18 protein-coding genes are annotated in these 18,672 nt (G+C 69.4%); 9 read left to right on the top strand and 9 right to left on the bottom strand.

Annotation, left to right across the window (positions count from 1 at the left end):
* Positions 1-47: 47 nt before the first annotated feature.
* A complete protein-coding gene (locus ACRAKH_RS17480) occupies positions 48-467 on the top strand; it encodes an NUDIX domain-containing protein (RefSeq protein WP_380718665.1) in 420 nt (139 codons plus the stop codon).
* 34 nt (positions 468-501) lie between these two features.
* Here ACRAKH_RS17480 and ACRAKH_RS17475 read toward each other — a convergent pair whose 3' ends face one another.
* Positions 502-1,020 (bottom strand): acyl-CoA dehydrogenase family protein, encoded by a 519-nt coding sequence (locus tag ACRAKH_RS17475; protein ID WP_380718556.1) that lies wholly within the window; start codon positions 1,018-1,020, stop codon positions 502-504.
* A 28-nt stretch (positions 1,021-1,048) separates the two neighbouring features.
* Between ACRAKH_RS17475 and ACRAKH_RS17470 the strand changes: the two genes are divergently transcribed.
* Positions 1,049-1,549, top strand: coding sequence for a hypothetical protein (locus tag ACRAKH_RS17470; protein ID WP_380718554.1), 501 nt, complete (start codon positions 1,049-1,051; stop codon positions 1,547-1,549).
* The gene (locus ACRAKH_RS17465; RefSeq protein WP_380718552.1) at positions 1,546-1,824 is read left to right on the top strand and encodes a hypothetical protein; all 279 of its coding nucleotides are present in this window, start codon (positions 1,546-1,548) and stop codon (positions 1,822-1,824) included. Before ACRAKH_RS17470 ends, ACRAKH_RS17465 begins: the two co-directional genes overlap by 4 nt.
* A gap of 296 nt (positions 1,825-2,120) precedes the next feature.
* Here ACRAKH_RS17465 and ACRAKH_RS17460 read toward each other — a convergent pair whose 3' ends face one another.
* The 4 genes from ACRAKH_RS17460 to ACRAKH_RS17445 form a co-directional block, all read right to left on the bottom strand.
* Positions 2,121-2,456 carry a hypothetical protein gene (locus ACRAKH_RS17460; protein WP_380718550.1) on the bottom strand — a complete coding sequence of 112 codons (336 nt, stop codon included), beginning with the start codon at positions 2,454-2,456 and terminating at the stop codon, positions 2,121-2,123.
* Positions 2,457-2,506: 50 nt separating this feature from the next.
* Positions 2,507-3,361, bottom strand: a complete 855-nt coding sequence (locus ACRAKH_RS17455; protein ID WP_447009948.1) for a hypothetical protein — start codon at positions 3,359-3,361, stop codon at positions 2,507-2,509.
* A 119-nt stretch (positions 3,362-3,480) separates the two neighbouring features.
* Entirely contained in the window at positions 3,481-4,062 is a 582-nt protein-coding gene (locus ACRAKH_RS17450) for a hypothetical protein (RefSeq protein ID WP_380718546.1), read from the bottom strand.
* Positions 4,059-5,135 (bottom strand): hypothetical protein, encoded by a 1,077-nt coding sequence (locus ACRAKH_RS17445; protein ID WP_380718544.1) that lies wholly within the window; start codon positions 5,133-5,135, stop codon positions 4,059-4,061. The genes ACRAKH_RS17450 and ACRAKH_RS17445 overlap by 4 nt, the downstream gene beginning before the upstream one ends.
* Between ACRAKH_RS17445 and ACRAKH_RS17440 the strand changes: the two genes are divergently transcribed.
* Positions 5,025-5,834 (top strand): helix-turn-helix domain-containing protein, encoded by an 810-nt coding sequence (locus tag ACRAKH_RS17440; RefSeq protein ID WP_380718541.1) that lies wholly within the window; start codon positions 5,025-5,027, stop codon positions 5,832-5,834. The genes ACRAKH_RS17445 and ACRAKH_RS17440 overlap by 111 nt on opposite strands.
* Positions 5,835-5,908: 74 nt before the next feature.
* Here ACRAKH_RS17440 and ACRAKH_RS17435 read toward each other — a convergent pair whose 3' ends face one another.
* Complete coding sequence (locus ACRAKH_RS17435) at positions 5,909-7,585, bottom strand: hypothetical protein (RefSeq protein WP_380718539.1); 1,677 nt, start codon at positions 7,583-7,585, stop codon at positions 5,909-5,911.
* A 471-nt stretch (positions 7,586-8,056) separates the two neighbouring features.
* Between ACRAKH_RS17435 and ACRAKH_RS17430 the strand changes: the two genes are divergently transcribed.
* Both ACRAKH_RS17430 and ACRAKH_RS17425 read left to right on the top strand, forming a co-directional pair.
* Entirely contained in the window at positions 8,057-8,818 is a 762-nt protein-coding gene (locus ACRAKH_RS17430) for an endonuclease domain-containing protein (RefSeq protein WP_380718537.1), read from the top strand.
* Positions 8,819-8,916: 98 nt separating this feature from the next.
* Complete coding sequence (locus ACRAKH_RS17425; RefSeq protein ID WP_380718535.1) at positions 8,917-9,198, top strand: helix-turn-helix domain-containing protein; 282 nt, start codon at positions 8,917-8,919, stop codon at positions 9,196-9,198.
* A gap of 189 nt (positions 9,199-9,387) precedes the next feature.
* Here ACRAKH_RS17425 and ACRAKH_RS17420 read toward each other — a convergent pair whose 3' ends face one another.
* Positions 9,388-10,542 (bottom strand): tyrosine-type recombinase/integrase, encoded by a 1,155-nt coding sequence (locus ACRAKH_RS17420; protein ID WP_380718533.1) that lies wholly within the window; start codon positions 10,540-10,542, stop codon positions 9,388-9,390.
* 1,155 nt (positions 10,543-11,697) lie between these two features.
* The gene (locus ACRAKH_RS17415; protein WP_380718531.1) at positions 11,698-12,627 is read right to left on the bottom strand and encodes an SDH family Clp fold serine proteinase; all 930 of its coding nucleotides are present in this window, start codon (positions 12,625-12,627) and stop codon (positions 11,698-11,700) included.
* A 91-nt stretch (positions 12,628-12,718) separates the two neighbouring features.
* On the opposite strand from ACRAKH_RS17415, the gene ACRAKH_RS17410 reads away from it, so the two are divergent.
* Complete coding sequence (locus ACRAKH_RS17410) at positions 12,719-12,862, top strand: hypothetical protein (protein WP_380718529.1); 144 nt, start codon at positions 12,719-12,721, stop codon at positions 12,860-12,862.
* A gap of 598 nt (positions 12,863-13,460) precedes the next feature.
* Positions 13,461-15,665 carry a metallophosphoesterase gene (locus tag ACRAKH_RS17405; protein ID WP_380718527.1) on the top strand — a complete coding sequence of 735 codons (2,205 nt, stop codon included), beginning with the start codon at positions 13,461-13,463 and terminating at the stop codon, positions 15,663-15,665.
* 56 nt (positions 15,666-15,721) lie between these two features.
* Here ACRAKH_RS17405 and ACRAKH_RS17400 read toward each other — a convergent pair whose 3' ends face one another.
* The gene (locus ACRAKH_RS17400) at positions 15,722-16,318 is read right to left on the bottom strand and encodes a hypothetical protein (RefSeq protein WP_380718525.1); all 597 of its coding nucleotides are present in this window, start codon (positions 16,316-16,318) and stop codon (positions 15,722-15,724) included.
* 1,167 nt (positions 16,319-17,485) lie between these two features.
* On the opposite strand from ACRAKH_RS17400, the gene ACRAKH_RS17395 reads away from it, so the two are divergent.
* Complete coding sequence (locus ACRAKH_RS17395; RefSeq protein ID WP_380718523.1) at positions 17,486-18,622, top strand: hypothetical protein; 1,137 nt, start codon at positions 17,486-17,488, stop codon at positions 18,620-18,622.
* Positions 18,623-18,672 lie beyond the last annotated feature (50 nt).

Raw genomic sequence — 18,672 nt, 5'->3', positions numbered from 1 at the left:
GCGGCCCGATCACATGATCGGGCCGCCCGGTCGGAGCGCACAGACACATCGGTCAACGGTCAGCTGCAAACCCCATCCATAACGAGCCGTCCTACAAGCCGAACTTCGAGATCCCGGGCGGCGCGGTGGAGGCCGACGAGTCGCCGTGGGCGACCGCGATCCGCGAGCTGGCCGAGGAGCTGGGCTGGGACCGCTCGTTGGGTCGGCTGCTGGTGGTGGACTACGTGCGTCCGCAGGACTCGCGTCCCGAGGGTGTGGTGTTCGTCTTCGACGGCGGGGTGCTGGACGAGTCCGACCTGGTGGGGATGGCGTTCGCGGACGGCGAGATCCTCTCCGCGGGTTTCCACACATTGGAGGAGGCCAGGGCGAAGGTGAAGCCGTTGCTGGCCGACCGCCTCGGCGCGGCGCTGCGGGCAGCGGAGCAGGGCGTGACCGTGTTGTGCGAGCAGGGTCGGCGCATCGCCTGACCGGGTGATGCGCCAACCCTGGCCGGTGGCGCGGCTACGCGGTCACCGGAGCTGCCGTCGGGACGGATTCCGGCCTGGGGCGTGGTGTCGGGATCACGCTGTTGTCCCCTCTGCCGGTGTGGTGTTTACCCGCGGCGCGGAAGAGGCTGTCGTGGATGCCGTCGGCGTAGAGCAATCCGCCCAGGTCGCGGCGGGTCTTGGCGGTACGGCAGTCGGCGCGGAACCCTGCCGCGCCCAGCAGCAGCGCCAGTTCGGCGGTGATGGAGTCGGCGGTGTCGACGCCGTGCGCCTTCATCGCCGCGCCCCACGGTTCGGCGTCGTCGTGGCCGGCGTCGGCAAGGTGGGAGGCCACGGTGCTGCCGAGCAGCGCGGTGACGAGTCGGGCGTGCGTGCGGCCGAGGGTGACCAGTGCCGAGTCCCGCAGCCGGGCCAGGTCCCCGGCTGCCCGTCGGGCGGTGAGTCCGGCGGTGACGGTGTCGAAGACCGCGGCCGCGGCGCCCAACGCGGTGGCGGTGACCAGGGGCCGGTAGCCGGCGAAGTGCTCGCGCAGCAAACCATCCCGTCCCCGTGCAGGACGTCCTGTGGCCGTACCGGCACGGCGTCGAGGTCGAGGATTCCCCAAGGCCCTGCTGGACTCCGAGCACGCTCGCCGCGCGATCGGCGAGGTCGCCGTCCCCTACGGCTCCTGCAGCGAGCCCAGCAACGTCGCCGCGGGCGGCGATGACTGCCCCGTCCGGTTCCGCTGCGTCGGCTGCGCCCACTTCTCCACCGACATTTCCTACCTGCCCGACCTGGAGGCTTACCTGGCCGACCTGCTGCGCAACCGAGAACGGTTGCGGGCGGTCGTCGACGCCGACGACTGGGCCAAGGCCGAGGCCATGCCCTCCGACGCGGAGATCAGCCGCATCCGCCAGCTGATCAGCCGGGTCAAGGCCGACCTGGACGACCTGACCGAGGAGGAGCGCGCCCAGATCCAGAAATCGGTCGCCGTCATCCGCGCCGCCCGCAACAAGGTCGTCGGCCTGGGCATGCCTCGCGTCCGCCAACCCCTGCCCGACATCCGCCCCGAAAGGACGGCATGAGCAACACCATGATCGACGGGCGGCGCGCCGACTCCGCCCGCCGTCGTCAACGCGTCATCAAGGCCGTCAACGACGCGACCAAAAGCGGCGCGGAGATCAGCGTGTCAGCCATCGCCCGCGCCGCGCGCGTCGACCGCACCCTGATCTATCGGCACCCCGACCTGCTTGCCCTGGTCCACACCGCACAGCCACCCCACCGGCCATCGCAGACGGCGGTCCTCAGGTCACTCGGACCTCGTTGCAGGCCGACCTGGCCAACGCCAACGCCCGCCTGACCCGCCAAGCCAGCCACATCACGCAGCTGGAGCGCAGGCTCTCCGAGGCACTAGGCGAGCAAATCTGGAAGGAGTCCGGGCTCGGCGCCCCGACCGACGTCGACCACCTCCAACGCCGGGTCACCGGGCTCGAGCAGCAGGTCGTCGACCTGCGAAACCAGCTCGACGAACGTGACCAGGAGCTGGACGCGGCGCGAGCAGCAAACCGTGAGTTCATGGCGCGCCTGAACCCGAAACTCCTGATCGGAGACAGGCAGCGGTGGTCATCGCGGTCGAAACTCCGCGATGACCACCGTTCAAGACTCACCGGATTCCGCCGCCCTGTCCTGCCCGTCTCGCTTGTCACCGCTGTCATCCCCGGAGTCGTCACCCTCCTCCAGAGCCCGCCCCTCGGAAAGCAGGATCTTCAGCACTCGCTCAGCGATCTTGCGCTCCTCAGCGGAGGCCGTTACATCCATCGCTTTTTTCTGCGCAACGCGGATGCGATGCTCACGGCTCAGTCTAACGATCCCTTTCGAGACCCGCTCAAAGTAGTGCACAATCAGCCCCACCGTCAGCGCAAGCGCCAACCACTGCGCATTCTCCGCAGCCGCCTCGAACGCCGAAATAACGCGCAGGAGTATTCCGTTCATACGTGTTCGACTCTCTTACTGTTTTTCCGGGAGAGAGTCGAAACACGGAGCTACGCAGCCGCGCGAACCATCTCACCGGAGGCCAAGGAAAGGGCACCTTGTTCCATCGGTGAAATGCCGGGAGCACGAGGCGGACGCCCCAACTCAAGAACTACATGGCCAGGAGGGTCACATGCGCGCGAGACTAGCCGCTCCTCACGAGCGGTCGCCGTCAGAGCGGCTCGCGATTGACGCGACGAGTCGGAACGCCGACCCAGCTCCACCAGTCGCTCCAGGAACCGCTCGAGGACTTCCCATGGGCCAAGCCACTCGAACCGTCGCTCATCGGACTCGTCTGCCGAACGGTCGGCTTGACTCTTGGCAATGACCACCAAGATGAGATTGTCGCCAGTCGTACAAAGATCGGGACGACTCGGCTGCTCGTCAAGCGACGAAGGACCTACGGGGCAGACTTCCGAGGGAGGCGTCTTTCGATCGACTACAGGCCGCAACCATAGCGGCTCGCTCGACAGGTCTCGGGAACCGTCAAGCTGGTCCAGAAATGCCGCGATAAATTCATGCGACCAGGAAAAGCTTCTTTGAAACCGGGGGATTGCGAAGTCGACAAGATTCGCGACCTCACGGGCAGAAAAACCCGATGCCGCTACAGTTTCATTGTGAAGAACAGACCGGATGCGCAGGAAATAACTTGTCGGCAAGTATTGTGCTGAGTCGATGAGGATCGGCAGCACAGATTGAATCCTCATTGAGGGCAGGTCGCCCACCACGGAGCCGCACGAGGCGCCGTCGAGGTCGGTTTGCACCATGCGGCGATTATCGCACACAGGCGGACGCCGCCGAGAGGGGGCGCACGGCGTGTCGCTGATGCCCTCGTCGATACGACAGCACACCAGCCCGACGGTCATGATCCGACGTTCACTCACATTGACTGCCTGGTGGTCGACTGGCCCGCTCATCAACGAGTCAGCCACGGAGTCTTGCCACTGACAAGCCGCCTTGCACCACACCTGTCGTGATCACTAAGCTATGACGGCAATGCTACTGAGCTGCAGAAACCTGCCTCCAGAGACCGCTCGCTAGTCAGCAGCCCCAGAGAAGCGGCGATCCAGGTCTTGCGGCCGGAGACGAGCCACGTGCCGTCGGCGGCGGGTACTGCGCGGGTACGGGTGGCGGCCGGGCGGGATCCGCCGTGCGGTTCGGTGACCGCGATGCCGGCCAGTTCGCCCGCCAGCAGGCGGGGAAGCCATTTCTGCCGGGTCTGCGGACTGCCGTGGCGGGCGATGAGCACGCCGTGTCCCAGTCCGGTGGCGTCGCGTAGGTCGAGGTCGCGGTAGCCGCACAGGAACTGCGCGAACATCCCGAACAGGTGATCACGGGCGTCGGCGTGGCCTTGGACGGCCAACTCCTGCCGGACGGCCAACAGTCTGCGGCTGCGCTCGGCCCCGGCGGGCAGGTCGGCGCCCACCGGGTACGCGGCCAGTGTCTGATCCAACGCGGTGGCCAGCGCCGTGAGCCGTGTCCAGTCGACCTCGTCGGCCGGGTCGATCACCGGCCGCAGTGGGTGCAGCCAGCCGGTGATCGCCTCACCGGGCGCGGTCGGGTTCATCGGACCTCCCCGTGGACGCGGGCCGGGTGGCCGTAGGCCAACGCGCCGGGCGGGATGTCGTGGGTGACCAGGGAGCCGGCCCCGACCAGGGCGTGCTCGCCGATCGTCACCCCGGCCAGGACCACGCAGCCGGTGCCGACCTTCGCTCCGATGTCGAACCGCGGTGCCACCAGGGTGGGTTCGCGGTGCGGGTCGCGCCAGGACAGGGTCTTGTCGTTGATGGTGCGCACGCCCGCGCCAAGGAACACGCGGTCGGCGAGGACGGTGGAGCTGGTGATGTGCGAGCCGGGTGAGCAGCGCACGTCGCGGCCGATACGGGTGGCGCGTTCCACGGTCAGGTGGTGACCGAGCTGGGCGTCCGCCCCGACCCGCACGGCGGTGCGCAGCAGCGTGTGGTGCCCGATCAGCGTGTTCTCCCCGATCTCGACGTCGGCGTAGACGACCGCGCGGGAACGGACCACCGCGCCGGCACCGATCACCGTGCCGCCTCCGGCGCCGGGGCGGATGCTTCCGACCGCGTATCCGAGTTCGGGTTTGCCGATCACGACGTGTTCCTCGATTCGCGCCTGCCCGTTGAGGGTGGTGCCGCCGTGGACGACGGCGAACGGGCCGATCACCGCGCCTGCGCGGACCACGACCGGTCGCGGCTCGCCCAGCTCGTCGGCGGGCAGGAAGATCGCGAACCTGCTGATCACGACGTTCGTGTCGGCGTACAGCAGGCCCGCGCGATCCAGCTCGGCCGCGGACAGTTCCTGCCTGTGGCCGAGGGTGGGGTGGTGAGGGCGGTCATCGTGTCCTCCGTCCGCGGCGGGGACGGGTGGGCTGCCGCGGCGGTCTCCAGGACACCCCGGCCTACCCCACCGGCCTGCGGCTTTGCCGAGGATGGCGTGCGGGTTTGCGGGGTATGCAAATCCGCCGGGACGGACGGTGATCGGGTGGCTACGATCGAAGCTCCTGGTCTGATGCGGGGAGCGCAGACGATGGAACCACCGCGAGCGATCTGGCACACCGACGAGGTCCGTGCCGCCGTCGAATCCGGGGACCTCGGGGCGATCGTGCGCAGCGTCCGTCACGCCCACCACCTGACCCTCGCCGACCTGGCCCGACGGTGCGGCTACTCCGTCTCGACGTTGTCGCGGATGGAGCGGGGCAAGCAGCCGCTCGGTGACGTGCGGGTGCTGCGCAGCCTGGCCAAGGCGCTGCGGATTCCGCCTGCCCTGCTCGGGCTGGCCGACACTCCCCGACGGTCCGTGCGTGCCGCAACACCCGTCGCTAGGGTCGGCGTCATCCTGATGCCGGGCGAGGGGACCGATTCCGTGCGTCGACGCACGCTGCTGACCGGACTGACCAGTCTGGCCGGCACCGCGATGCTCGGTACCTCCCCTCAGGGCTTGGCCGTAGGCGATCCGGTGGCCAACCACCGGTTCACCGCCTTCGGCCCGACCGGGGTCGGGCTGTACCGGATCAGCATCGCCAGAGTCCTCGGCGACTTCGGTACCGCCGTCGAAGCCGCGCGGCGGATCGACCCCGCCGCCATCCCGCTGGTCGAACGCCGCGCCCGCTACTGGTCCGACCTCGCCCGCTCATTCCACCAATGGGGCAAACCCGAACAGTGCTACCGCGCGCTGCTCGCCGCCGAACACGCCTCCGCGGACGAGGTCCGCTACCGCAAACCCATCCAGCAGATCACCACCAACCTGCTCCGGCACCCGACCGCGCGCGCCCTGCCCGGTCTGCGCGCGTTCGCCACGCGCACCGGCACACACGCATGACGGACAAGGCCGACGGGACCGCGTCCTCGTGGACCTGTCCGGAGTAAGCAGACTTTCCCGATACCGGGACGACGTCACACCACGGGCGCGGGATTGTCGTGCAGTTCCAGCGACGGTGGTTCGGCAGTGACCGGGGCGCCGTGAGGGTTGTCCAGGTCACGGATGAACCCATCGTCGCGGAAGGTGACGAGCTTGTCGAAGCCGCGGTGGTGGGTGGTGGGGATGTTGTTGTCGATGATGATCAGCTGTGCGTCGTCGTGGCGGCCGCCGAGTCCGCGGCGGGCGGCGAAGTAGTCGACGGTCCAGGAGTACATGCGGGCGGCCAGCCGCTGGTCGTGGTCGTTGCGGCCGAAGTTCTTCTGCGGGGAGTCCAGGATCAACAGCGTCGGCAAGCGGAAGTGCTGGGGGTTCTCCAGCGCGTAGACGAGCAGGGTCAGGCTGTAGGCGACGGACACGGCGGTGCGCGAGCCGCCGCCGCGTTGCTCGAAGTCCTGTTCGTCGACCAGCGGCGTCCAGGTGTGCGGGTCGAGTCGGGCGCGGCCGGTGGCCCAGGGAAGGCCGAAGGCGTGCACGATCCCGCCGAACAGGCTGTCCAGTTGCCGGCGGACGTCGACGGGGTCGTGCAGGGTGGCGGCGAGATCGGCGTACTCGGTGCGCAGCTGCTGCAGCCGGTGTTCCTCGGAGATCAGGTCGGCCAGGTCGTCGGCCAGGCGCTGGTGGGGAACGTGGAGTCGCTGCAGGGTCTCGAGCCGGGCGCGCAGCGCCTCGCGTTCGGCGGTGGCCGCGGTGACCGCGTCGAGGAACGGGGTGACCACGAGCGTCGTGCGCCGGTCGAGCTCGGCGCGGGCATGGTCCCATCTCTGCTGGGCCAGATCGTAGGCTGCCCGCGTGGCGGCCAGGTCCCGTTCGGCCTGCTCCAGCGTGGCACGGGCGGCGTCGCGGGCGTGATCCAGACGGGCCTTCTCCCGGACCTGGGCGGACCCGGGCAGCGGCAGTGTGCACAGGCTGCAGTGCCCGGGCGGCACGACACGGTCGGCCAGCGCCGTCTCGCACGCGGGGCAGCTTCCGTACAGCAGCGCCAACTGCTCGCGGTCCTCGGGCGAGGCGTTCTCCACGGCGGACAGCCGGTCCAACGACCGGTCCAGGGCGGTCACCTTGTCGACGGCTTCCCGGTGGCGGCGGGCGGCCCAGTCCTCGCCGTCGCGGGCCCGGTGACGCCTATGATCCGCCTGCTCGACCTGCAGACGCAGGTGCTCGGCGAAGCGGGTCGCGGCCGAGGCCTCGTCGGTCATCCGCCGCACCAGGTCGTCAGCCTGCTTTTCCTGATCGCGCAGTCGGCTGAGGTCGGCGGCCAGGGTCTCGAGGTTGGTGGTGTCGGAGGCGGCGAGGAAGTCGCGGATCTGCTTGTGCTGCCGCCGGCGGCGGACGATGTCGTTGTTGAGGTCGGTGATGGTGCCGGCGAGACGTTCCAGTCGCGGATTGCTCAGGTTCAGCAGCAGGGTCAGCGCCGCCAGCCGTTCGGTGTGCCGCTCCGGTGGGCGCACCACGAACCGGTCGATGTCGTCCTGTCGGATGTGCAGGAAGGGCAACAGGTCCGAGGCGAAGTCCAGCCGTTTGTCCTTGGGCAGCCGCACGGAGGCGAAGTCGTCGTCCAGACCCAGCCGGGCCAGCAGCCAGTCGGAGATGCTCTGCCGTCCACTGTGCGCGCGAACGTGGAACACCCCGACCGGCGTGCCGTCGAGGTCGGCCACGGTGACCGTCCCGGTAGACCGGCGTTCCCGGCACAGCAGGTAGGTGCCGTCGCCGATGCTGATCTGCGCCCACGGCCACTACACGCACGTCCATCGCGCCGCGGAACACCACGGCGTCTCCGAGCACGTAGTTCAGGCAGCCGACCATCGACGTCTTGCCGCGATCGATCGGGCCGACGATGCCGACCAGTCGACCGTCCAGGCTGTACGGCCGCTGCCAGCCCGTCCGCGTCTTGATCTGCACCCACCTGATCCGCAGCCTGCCGCTCACGCGTCGGCGTCCTTTCCTCGGGCCGGCAACACCATGAGCGTGCCCGTTGACCACGTGTCGCCGTACCCGGCCCGGTCGTCACCCGGCCGGGTAAGCCCGACGCGCCCGGCCGGGTCACGGGGATACAACCAGGGCCTGCGTGGGCGCAGCCTCGAACCCGCCGGGTCGCCGGCGGCCACGGCCGTTGCCATGATGCGGTCATGGCGGCACACGATCCGCGCGATGCCGATTCGCGGTCTGCCTGGGATGCACTTCCGGAGCAACGTCGCACCGTCCTGCTGCGCAGACTCGGGCCGCGGCTGGGGGAGCAGGGCGTGCGGGACCGGGTCGCGGGCGCCGCCCAGTCCACCTGCCGGTGGCGGTGGATGCGGGTCCATCTCGGGGATCCGTGGGCGGTGCCCGGTGATGACGGCCTCTTTCACCTGGCGGTCGGTGATGTCGTCGTCTGCAGTCGAGTCTCGCCCGAGCGGACGACGACCACACTGTCGGACACGTGCCATCCTCGTCGACGGCGGTTCTACCGTCTGGCCGGATCGACCGGACCGGGCGCCGGGATACGAACCGTCGACTGGACGGTGACGTTCGTCGGGGCGCCAGTGCCTCCGAATGACGTGCCGCCGGGATCACGGTGTGTCTATCCCTCAGGACGCAGCGACTGGCCGCCGTACGTCGACAATCGCACCGCGCTGGGCAGGATCCGCCGGACACTGATCGACCTGTCCGCGGGCCGGTGCCAGGCGTGCGGCCTGCGGATCGGGGTGGCGGTCGACCACGACCACGACACCGGCAGGGTCCGCGGCCTGCTGTGCAGTCACTGCAACGCCCACGTCGACACCTGTCCTCATGTCGACGGCTGTCCTTGGGCGGATTACCTCGCCGCGCCCCCGGCAGCGCCGCTGGACCTGTTCTATCCGCGACACGATCGTCGCCTCCGGCCGCGCCGTCCACGATCGGATCGGTGACGGCACCGCATAGCACCGGCTCTGTCGAGCGTGTGGTGGATCGACCGTCGAGGCCGCCGCACCACACGATCGAGTGGACGACGTCGTGAGCTGTTTTCATGATCTACGGCACACACAACCCGACCGGCATGACGAACAAGCCGCTGTTTCACACCGTGTCCGAGGCCGCGCGCATCCTGCGCGTCGCCCCGTCGACCTTGTATCGGGCGATTCGCGAGGATGCATTCCCCGCGGTGCGCGTGCGCACTCGGTACATCGTTCCCGCGAAGGCTATCGAGGCTCTGGCCTCCGGCGCGACACAGACGGGCGGAGTGCTCGATGTGGCCGCGATGGTGCAGGAGCGGCAGGCGGAGCGGGAGTTGGCACAGCGGTGGCACTGAGTGTCGCGGTGAACCAAGGCCGGCTCCAGCAGAACTTCCCACCGATCGTACGATCGCACAGCCGTCGCAGGGGATGACAGACACTCCCGGGCCCGTCCGCGCGAGACCGCGAACGGCGTCATCCACCGGTGCAACAGCAGCAGGCGGTCGCGACGACGAGCCTGCGGTCGGCACGCCGTGCACAACCGATCATGTGTCCGGCGAGCCGGTCAGGCGCTGGCGCACCTGGATGGCCAGCGCGACGACCCGATCGTGGGAATCGGCGGAGCCGAGTGCGGCGTCGACGAGCTCGAGCGCCGTCCGGACATCGGCGGAGGGCATGGTCGCGTCGACGAGCGCGCGGTCGAGCTGCTGCAGACCGTGCAGCAACTCGACCGGATCGCGATGGACCAGGCCGGTGCGCAGAGCCAGGAGGGTGGCGTCGGCGGAATCCCGAGCCAGGTGAGATGCATGACCTGCCGGTGCGTGGTCCGCAGACGGACGCCCGGCCGTCGCCCGGGCCTGCCGTAGGGCCTGTTCGACGATGTCGACGGCGGAGCGGTCGGGGTGGCGGGCGGCCTGGTTGTAGACGCGGTTGGTGGTGTCGACGGAGGCGTGGCCGACGTCGGCTTGGACGTCGGTCATGTCCGCGCCGCCCTCGGCGGCGGCGGTGACGTAGAAGTGGCGCAGCAGGTGCGGGTGCATGCGGTCGGCGAGGTCGGCCAGCAACGGGCCGGCCGCGGCCGCGAGGCGTCGCAGCAGCGCCCACACGTCGCGGGGGTTCAGCGGGTCGCCGTCCCGGGTGACGATCAGAGGGGAGCGGCGTGCCCCGACCGTGCCGAGTCGGGCGGGTGTGGCGGTGGCGTCGTGTCGGTCCCGTTCGGCCAGGTAGTCGTCCAGTGCCCGGGCGGCGAGATCGGAGAGGTACACCACGCGGGTCTTGCCGCCCTTGCCGTGCACGTACAGCGCGCGCCGTCCCCTTGTCGTGTGCAGATCCTCCCGTCGCAGCGTCGTCAACTCGCCCACCCGCAGCCCCAAGGTGAACAACGCGACGATCGCGACCGCGCGCAGCCGCTGCAGCGGCGATCGGCCGCGCCGCGGCGCCGCGGCGGTGGAGAGCAGACGGTCGGCCTGGGTCGCCGTGAGTACGATCCTGCGGCTGGTGTCGCCTACGCTGCTCAATGTCAGGCCGCGCCGGTCGAAACGCGTCGGGTCGACGGTGACGGCGCCGTGCTCGGCCCAGAACGCGTACAGGCTGCCGACCACGGCCAGCCGATGCGACCGGGTGCTTTTGGGCACCTCGGCGGCGTCCATGTCCAACTGCCAGCGTTTGACGTCCGCCGCCGTGGCCCGCAGCGCGTGCACACCGTGACGTCCGCACCAGCGCAGCCACGCCAGATCCCGGAACCGGCCCGGGCGAGTCGGTGGTCGTCGGGTGCCACCGGTCGGACGCGGGGGTGCGTCCACAGTGTCCGTAGTGGACAGTGGGGTGGTCGTCAGCGCACGTACCCACGCCCGCTCCAAGCCCAGCGCGTCGGCGTAGGAGAACCTGGTCGCGGGGGAGCGGTAGCCCAGCAGCCACTCCGCTACCAGTCTCTGCGCCTGCCGCGTCTCGTCCTCCCCCGGCCCGTCGACGTCCGGCACCGTCCCCCCGACCTTCACAGGTCGCTCTGTGGACGATTCGCGCACGGCTGATCCGTTGTCGCCGGACCCACCATGATCCGAGTCGGGGTGTCGGCGAGAGGTCAAGGCACGGTCAGGCACGCAACGATCTTAGATCCGGCGACCGAACCGTCATCGGCGCTCGTCCCGGCAGACGTGGATTTTCATTCGGGGACGACCTCCCCGGCCGGCCACGACGTGGCGTCCACGTGGAGCCGACCGGAGCCGGTGCCGGGTGGCGGTCCAGATCACCCGGTCGTGCGTTTCGGGCGGTGCCGCCAGGCCGGAGCGGGCGCGTCGTATCGGACGGCACGACCTGCCGTGCTTGGGTGACCACGTGACCGCGCGGCTCGACGACCACATCACGGCGTCGCCGCCACACGCACCCACCCTCCGCCCCGTCGACGTGCCCTGGATGCAGGGACGAGTGCTGCGGCGACGCGCCTGTCCCAGGCGCGCGTCGGGACGCATCGGCCCAGGGCAGCCAGGGCTTTCCGACCCGGCTTTCGCCGAAACCGGGCGCGCCCCCCGGACGACACGGCGTCGAACGGCCCTACGCACGGTGCGGTGCCGACAGGCGCACTCACCCCTACGATGGGTGAGCCCGATTAATCGCAATGCGTATGGCCGGTGCCATCGTCCGTGAACCCAGTTCCCATGCCTGTGTCGCCGTCCGCATCCGCTCGTTCCAGTCTCTGCCCGCCGCAGCGGCAGGCGCGGGAAGCGCGGTACCGGACGGAGGCGCCCCGCCGTCCGTGTCGCGTGCGGAGTCCCGTGCGGGGATGTCCGGTGAGGCGGTGTCGGGGGCGTTGCCGCGCTCGACTGTAGTGGCGTCGTCGGGGCGTAGATCGTGTTCTTTCATAACCTCACCCGTTCGTGTGACCGCCGGATCGCGGGTGCGACCCGGCACTGTTGTGGCCCGCTCACCGTGGAGCCGGCGGATGTCGCCGCCCGGACGCGCGTGGAGGCGAGTTCGACAACGGGCAGTCCGATGCGGCGGGCTTCGGTGGCGCCGATGACCGCGCCGTGGGAGCTGGGATCGTTGATCAGTGCGTCGCCGATGGCCCGGCACATGGTGTCCACGGCCGCGGTGTCGCGGTCGGGGTTGCTGCTGATCGCCTGGCGTGCCATCTGGTCGGCGCGGGCCAGGGCGGAGCGGGCGAACTCCACGACGGTGGAGTCGATCCCGCCGAACATCGCCGCGTGCAGCGGGTAGGTGTCGGGCCGTTCCGCGACGTCGGTCATGGCCCGCTCGACCGCTCCGATGAGGTCCTTGGCCGACACGAATCCGCGTTTGCCGACGAGGACTTGCGGGTCGATCGGGCCCAGGTCGGACGTGGCACCCATGACGATGCGGTGTGCGGCCAGCGCGAAGATCGTCGCGGCGCTCTTGGCGATCTCCGGTACCAGCACCACCAGCTCCCGGCAGGAGTGCTGGGCCATGCGCGCCAACCGGATGGCGACCTCGCCGTCGCCGCCTGGAGAGCACAGCAACACGTGCAGATCACGGGTCGGGTCCAGTCCGTGCAACACGTCCTGGAAGAACGTGACGCTGTCCTCGGAGATCTGGTCGATCATCACGACGAGGTTGCAGCCGAACGCCGCCTCGTAGTCGCTGATGAGGTCGCGACGGCGGTAGCGGTCCTCGTGCTGCGCGCGGAACAGCGGTGTGTACGTGGGCCGAGAGACCGGAGGTTCGGGCTTGCGGTCGACCACGAGGTCGACCTGAGCTTCCGGGGGCCGCCCGGTGATGGTCGGCCCGCTGCCCGGTGCGGCACCGTCGATCACGTCACCGGTGTCCGCGGTCAGTGCCCCGTTCGGCCCTGTGTGGACGGTCCGTCCGTTCGGGACGACGCGGTCCTCGAGTGGGGTACCGGCCGTGCCGAGGTCATCCCACCCGCAGTGGGCCATGATCTGGGGGCTGTGGACCCGCTATTTCTCGCTCGGCCCGCTGACCCATCTCTCGGTCTACGAGTCCGCCAAGGCGTCCCAGGTCCACTCCGCCAAGAACCCACGCACCTGACGGAGCCGCGCTCCGCACGCGCAGCGCATTGCAGAAGTGTCTCGTCACAGCGCTGTGGCTCAGTCGAGCAGGGCTCGCTCTTGATTTGGGCGCCTGCGGACCGGACTGAACCGCTCGAGCGGGCGATTCTCGCTGTAGTAGTAGACGTGAAACGGTGCAAGCACCTGTTCCGAGGAGTTCGGCGCCCGTGAACTTCGTACCTCCGTGGTTCCGTGCCTGCGCTCAGCCACTGGGAACTAGAGCGGACATCCGGCACGGGCGATACCGGCCAGATCACGCGCCCGACTGATCGCCGAACACGCCCGCGCCGCCAGGTCGTCGACGCCATCGACCACGCCACAACCCACCCACAGACCGCCGCGCCGACGGGCACGCATAAGAACTCGACACGGCCATGGCAATCAGCCAGGCCCTGCGCCGCCGGGCCGAGGACGGCCATCCGCGCGTGTGAGGCGGACCGAGCTGTCACGGGGCGGTGTGCTCATTGAGGGTGAACTATCGGTGTGCCGCACGGCGCGGAAGCACGAAGCCGGACACGGCGTTCTACGGTGGTCGGGATCGGTGCCCGGGGCGGGTGCCCGACTGTCCGGGAGGCACTGTGGCGCTGATCCTGCACTTGTCGGACCTGCACCTGGCTCCGCTGCGTGACGACGAAACGCTGGGCGACTACAAGCGCCCGGTAGTACCGGCAGCGGAGCGGGCCAGGCGGACGAGCAGAATCCGCAGCAGCCTGCGGGCGTTGGGCACGATGCTCGACCGGGAGCAGCGGACGTTGGACGCCGTGGTGGTCAGCGGTGACGTGACCGACCGCGGTTCGGTCGACGGATTCGCTCTGTTGCAGGCGACGTTGGCGGAGTTGGGCGCGACACTGCCGCCGCCGGAATCGGTGATGGTGGTCCCGGGAAACCACGACGTGCGGTGGTACACCGCCCCGTCGCACCCGGACCGGTACGCGGCCTTCGTCGCCGGAGTACGAAGTCTGGGTTACCGCACGCCACTGCTGGAAGGCGTGGACCTGGTCGACGAGCACACCGCGCCCGCCACCGGTGTCGATCCGGTGATGATGCTGGACGGCGGCACGGTCGCAGTGGTGGGGTTGAACACCGCCAACTACTGCGGCGTCGAAGAAGACACCGATCCGGAGGTCGCGGACGCGGTGCGGACACTGGACTCCCTGATGCCGGCGGACGAGAAGTGGGACGCGTTGCGGCGCGACTGGCGACGGCGTGGGAGCTTCGACATCGCCCGGTTGGGTCCGCTGCAGCGCCGTTGGGCAGCCCACCTGCTGCACGACGCGGTCCAACGGGTTGACGGCGACGGCCCGGTAGTGCGGGTGGCGGTCATGCACCACCAGCTGCTGCCGGTGGGCATCGACGAGGAGGTCAAACCGTTCGAGTCACTGGTGAACCTCGGCGAGGTGCGGGAGTTTCTCGCCGCCAACGACATCGACGTCGTACTGCACGGACACAAGCACACCGCCGGGGTCTACGAGGACCACTACACACCCAACGAAGGCGACACACCGGTGCGCGCAGTCGTGGTGTGCTCGGTGCGCACGATCGGTAAAGGGCAGAGCGGCACCGGTGAGTTCGCCAGGCTGGTCGATATCGACACCGGGATGCCGACGCTGCGGCGTGTCCGGATCCAGTCCGTGCCCGCCCGCACGGAGGGTGTTCCGTTGCACGAACGCGACCTGACCGGCACCCGTAGCTTCCTGCTGGCACCTCCCGGCTCTGCGGCTGCATCCTTGCCTGCCGGGTCTGCGGCGGTCTTCGCGGCCGACACAGCCGCCTTGGTGCACGAGCGGATGCTCGACGCGGTCCGGCAACCGGGCGGCCTGCCGACACCGACCGTGTGCCGGATCACCGACGGCCCGACCGCTCTGCTCGTCCCGCCCACGTACCCCGAAGTCCCCGGTCACGCACCACACCGGCTGCAGCAGTGGTTCACCGAGATGGTCGGCTGGTGGCAGAGGCCTCAGGCCGGCCGGGGCATGCAGTTCAACCACGGCGAACGACTGCGACGCTTCCGCGCCGACCTGGACCAGATCGACCGTGTCGTGACGGTGCTGCGCGCGGAGCCCGACAGCAGCCGGGCGCTGGCGGTGCTGGTGGACCCAGTCGACGACCGGATCGACGACCCGACCGCACGGTTCCCCGCGTTCACCCTGGTCCACTTTCTGCTCACCGCAGGCGCGGTGGACGTGCTCGCCTACTTCCGCAAGCAGGAAATGGCGTACTGGTGGCCGATCAACGTGGCCGAGTTGGCCACGCTCCAGCGCGAGATCGCTCATCGGCTGACCGAGACCGGTCGCACGGCGCGCGCGGGAGCCATCACCACGGTCACCGCCCTGCCGCAGATCGGACGGAGCGTGCCGCAGGTAGCGCTGCCGATCGTGGACCGCATCGCCGACGAGGACCGCACCGCGATCGTGCGCAACGTCGCCGCCCTCGTCGCACCGGCAGCCGACCGTGCTGCGGAACGCGCCTGGTGGAAGGCGTTGTTCGCCGACTGGTACCCGGCAGACGAGCCCGCACCGGACGGCGATCCGGCCCCGACGTGGGGGCTGGAGGTGCTACGGGACACCGTGAAGGCCTTCGCCGAGGCGTTCCCCGATCAGGCACGGCTGTCGCGGGTCGCCCAGCGCCTGACCAGCCTCATCCAACTCAATACCGCGTATCTGCTCGATCAACAGCGTGGCCACACCGTCGTGCAGCGCGCGAGGTGGGCCGACCAGGTACGCCAACTCGTCGACGACTTGCTGCTTGACGTGAACCGGCGCCTGGACCGACGCCCCACCTGACCGCACACCCTATCCCGGGCATGAACCCGGAGCGGCGGACACGGTCACGTCCACCGCTACAGCTCGATCGGTTCCTGCGGCAGGACGTCGTTGACCACGGTGGACAGCTTGATACCGAACAACAGGATGTCGGGTAGCCGGTCTCTCACGAACCCGGCACGCGTTTCGACGATGTCGATCGCCTCCTGCATCCGCCACACCAGCTTCGCCAGATGGTGCCCGAAATGGCTCAACTGGTCGCGCCGCGACATGCCCGCCACATCAGGCAGGTAGGTCACGTCGTGCCACCACTGAGCCTGCTGCCATTCTCGCCACGTCACCGCCGACCGGACGGCCGCGCCGCCGTCGAACGATCCGGTCCACGGGCCGTACCCGAACGCCTGCTGCCCCGGACCAGGTGTACCAGCGAGGACATGTCCGGCCTCGCGGCGTGCCAGCCGGTCGGCGTAGAGCTCCCGCAGATCCACGTCGAGCTCCGCAGCCAAGGCGACCGCCATCGACCGTGTCCTAACGGCGACCTCGACCAGCGCGGCACGGGAGTTCTGCTCGACATGCTCTGCACGGTCACAGTGGCTGGCCACGACTCCCGTGACAGTGATCAGTTCCGAATGCCAGCGCAGCAACGCCGGCGCCGAATCCACCGTGGAGAGCATTCCTTCACCCCATCCCGCGGCCGAGCCGACTCTGGAGCGCCCACTTCCTCGAGAGTCGGCAAGTGTGACGCCCTGACCAGTCGCAGACTAGGCGATCGGGCTCGATCCCACCGCCGACCACGCGAAGCGACTCCCGACAACACCGCCACCGCAGCAACGGCAAGCACGCGCCTGCAGAGTATGTCCACTGCACAGCCGTGGCTGCGCCTGGTCGTCGCAGAGCGAAGATGACAGCGACGCCAACCTCAATACACGGACCGGCCTTCCTCATCGGACGGTCACGGACGAGGCACGGTGCGACGCCTCCGGAGGGTAGGCCCGCCGGAAGCACGGTCGCCTCACGCGTGACCTCAGGGCACGCCTAACCAGGCGACCACATGGCGGCATCGCCCGCCGACGCGACCGCAGTGGCGCGCACTCCGACGCCGAAGCCATGCAGCCCTCGACGGCGACCCGCAGGAACAGCCGCTATCGACACAGGCGACTGTGTAAGTCGCACGTGCCTAACCGCGTGACTCTCATGAAGTGACCGTGCCCAGGTTTCGGTCCAGTACCGCACTCCACGCTCTGCGCCGAATCCCGGACACGACACTTTCCGCGCGATCGGTGACCTTGACCTGGTTCGACCAACTCTGCGTGGTAGCCAGCCAACCGGTACGGGCGAGCGCGATTGCCCGTAGATAAGCTAGCAGGCTTCCGTCAACACGGCGACCAACCGTTCGGGTTTTCGCTCCTCCGAGCGTCACCGACACGGAGGCAGCCACACTAACCGCACCAGGCTTCATCTTCGGCGGTTGCGGACACCATCGCGTTACGGTGCTGGTTGACCACGCTGCCGAGCTGGTCCAGCCTACGATCGCCCCAACGTACTGTCCTCGCAGACTTGACACCTAGCCCGCCAACACAGCGCCGACACTTTGCCTGCAACACCAACGAGAATGACATTCAGGTCGCTGCCGACTTCGATGCGTCACCGTCGAAAGCATCTGAGTCTCGACAACGAAACTTGTATCCCAGTCAGGCTCGAAAAATGCCGTCCGCACCCCCTGAATCGGCCGGCCTCGCTGGTCACAGCCTTCAGTGCAGATTGCCTCATCAGCTCAGATGGCTCGCGTCAGACAGTTCACCTGCGAAACCCAGCGTCCTTTTCCCTGCACTCCACAGCCGGTGTTCCGGGGCACGGGGCCAGGTCGTCCCGCCGAGTACTGCGACCTGCCGGAGCACACCCGGTGGAGGGCGTGGCGGGAGCGGCAGCGGTTGGCGCAGGCCGTGGACGGGGACGAGGAGGTCGTCACCGTGACGAAAGGTCCGCAGGGGATCACCGCGGGCAAGATCAGGGCTGAAGAACTGCTCGACCGGTTCCGGGTGCTCGCCGAGCAGATGTCGACCACCCTCACCGGCGCGGTGGCGGAGCTGTCCGCGATCGCCGACCCCAGCGTCGCCGAGAGCCAGGTGCAGGCGGTCGAGGCCGAGGCCGCGCGGCGGGTCGCCGAGGCGGAGGCCGCGGTCGCGAAGGCGGAACGGCGGCGGCGTGACGCCGAACAGGCACGTCACGCCGCCGAGGCCACCACCGAGGACGCCGTCCGAGCCGCCGAACAGGCCGAACTCGACGCCGAATCCGCCTACGCGCAGCGCGATGCCGCACGAGCCGAGGCCGATGCGGCGGTGCAGCGGGCCGAACTCGAGATCGCCGCCATCCGCACCGAGGCCGCGGCCGCCGTGGACGAGATCCGCCGTGACGCCCAGGCCCAGGTCGAGCAGGCCAAGGCGGACGCCGTCGCCCAGGCCGAACAGGCCCGGCGGCTCGCCGTGAAGGAGATCGACCAGGTGCGGGCCGACGCACAGGCCCGCATCGACCAGATTCGGCAGGACGCGCAAGCGATGGTCGACCGCGCCCAGGCCGAAGCCCAGAACCGGATCGACCAGGCCCAAGCCGACGCGCGGACCCTCGTCGGCCAAGCCCAGGCGGAAGCGCGGGTCAACGTCGAGCAGGCCCGTGCCGCCGCACGCGCCGAAGCCGACGCCGCGAACGAGGCCCGCGTCAAAGCCGAACGGGCCGAGCAGTCCGCCCAGGACGCCCGCGCCGAACTGGACCGCGCCCGTGCCGAGCTGGCCGAGCAGCGCGACACCCACCGCGTCCAACTCGACCAGGCCGAACGCGCCGCCCGCGAACGCCTCGACGCCCTGGAACAGGCTCGCGCCCAGACCCAGGTCCGCGCCGAACGCGCCGAATCCCAACTCGACCGCCTGCAAGCCGAGCTGGACGCCCTCCGCGCCGAACGCGGCCCTCAACCACCGCGGTGACGCCGGCCGGGCGTCACCGGCCGGCACACCCTCGCCGGTGGCGGACGCCA

The organism is Saccharothrix hoggarensis, assembly GCF_052936025.1.
The sequence above is the reverse complement of the archived record's forward strand: the minus strand, read 5'-3'. Positions and strand labels throughout refer to the sequence as shown.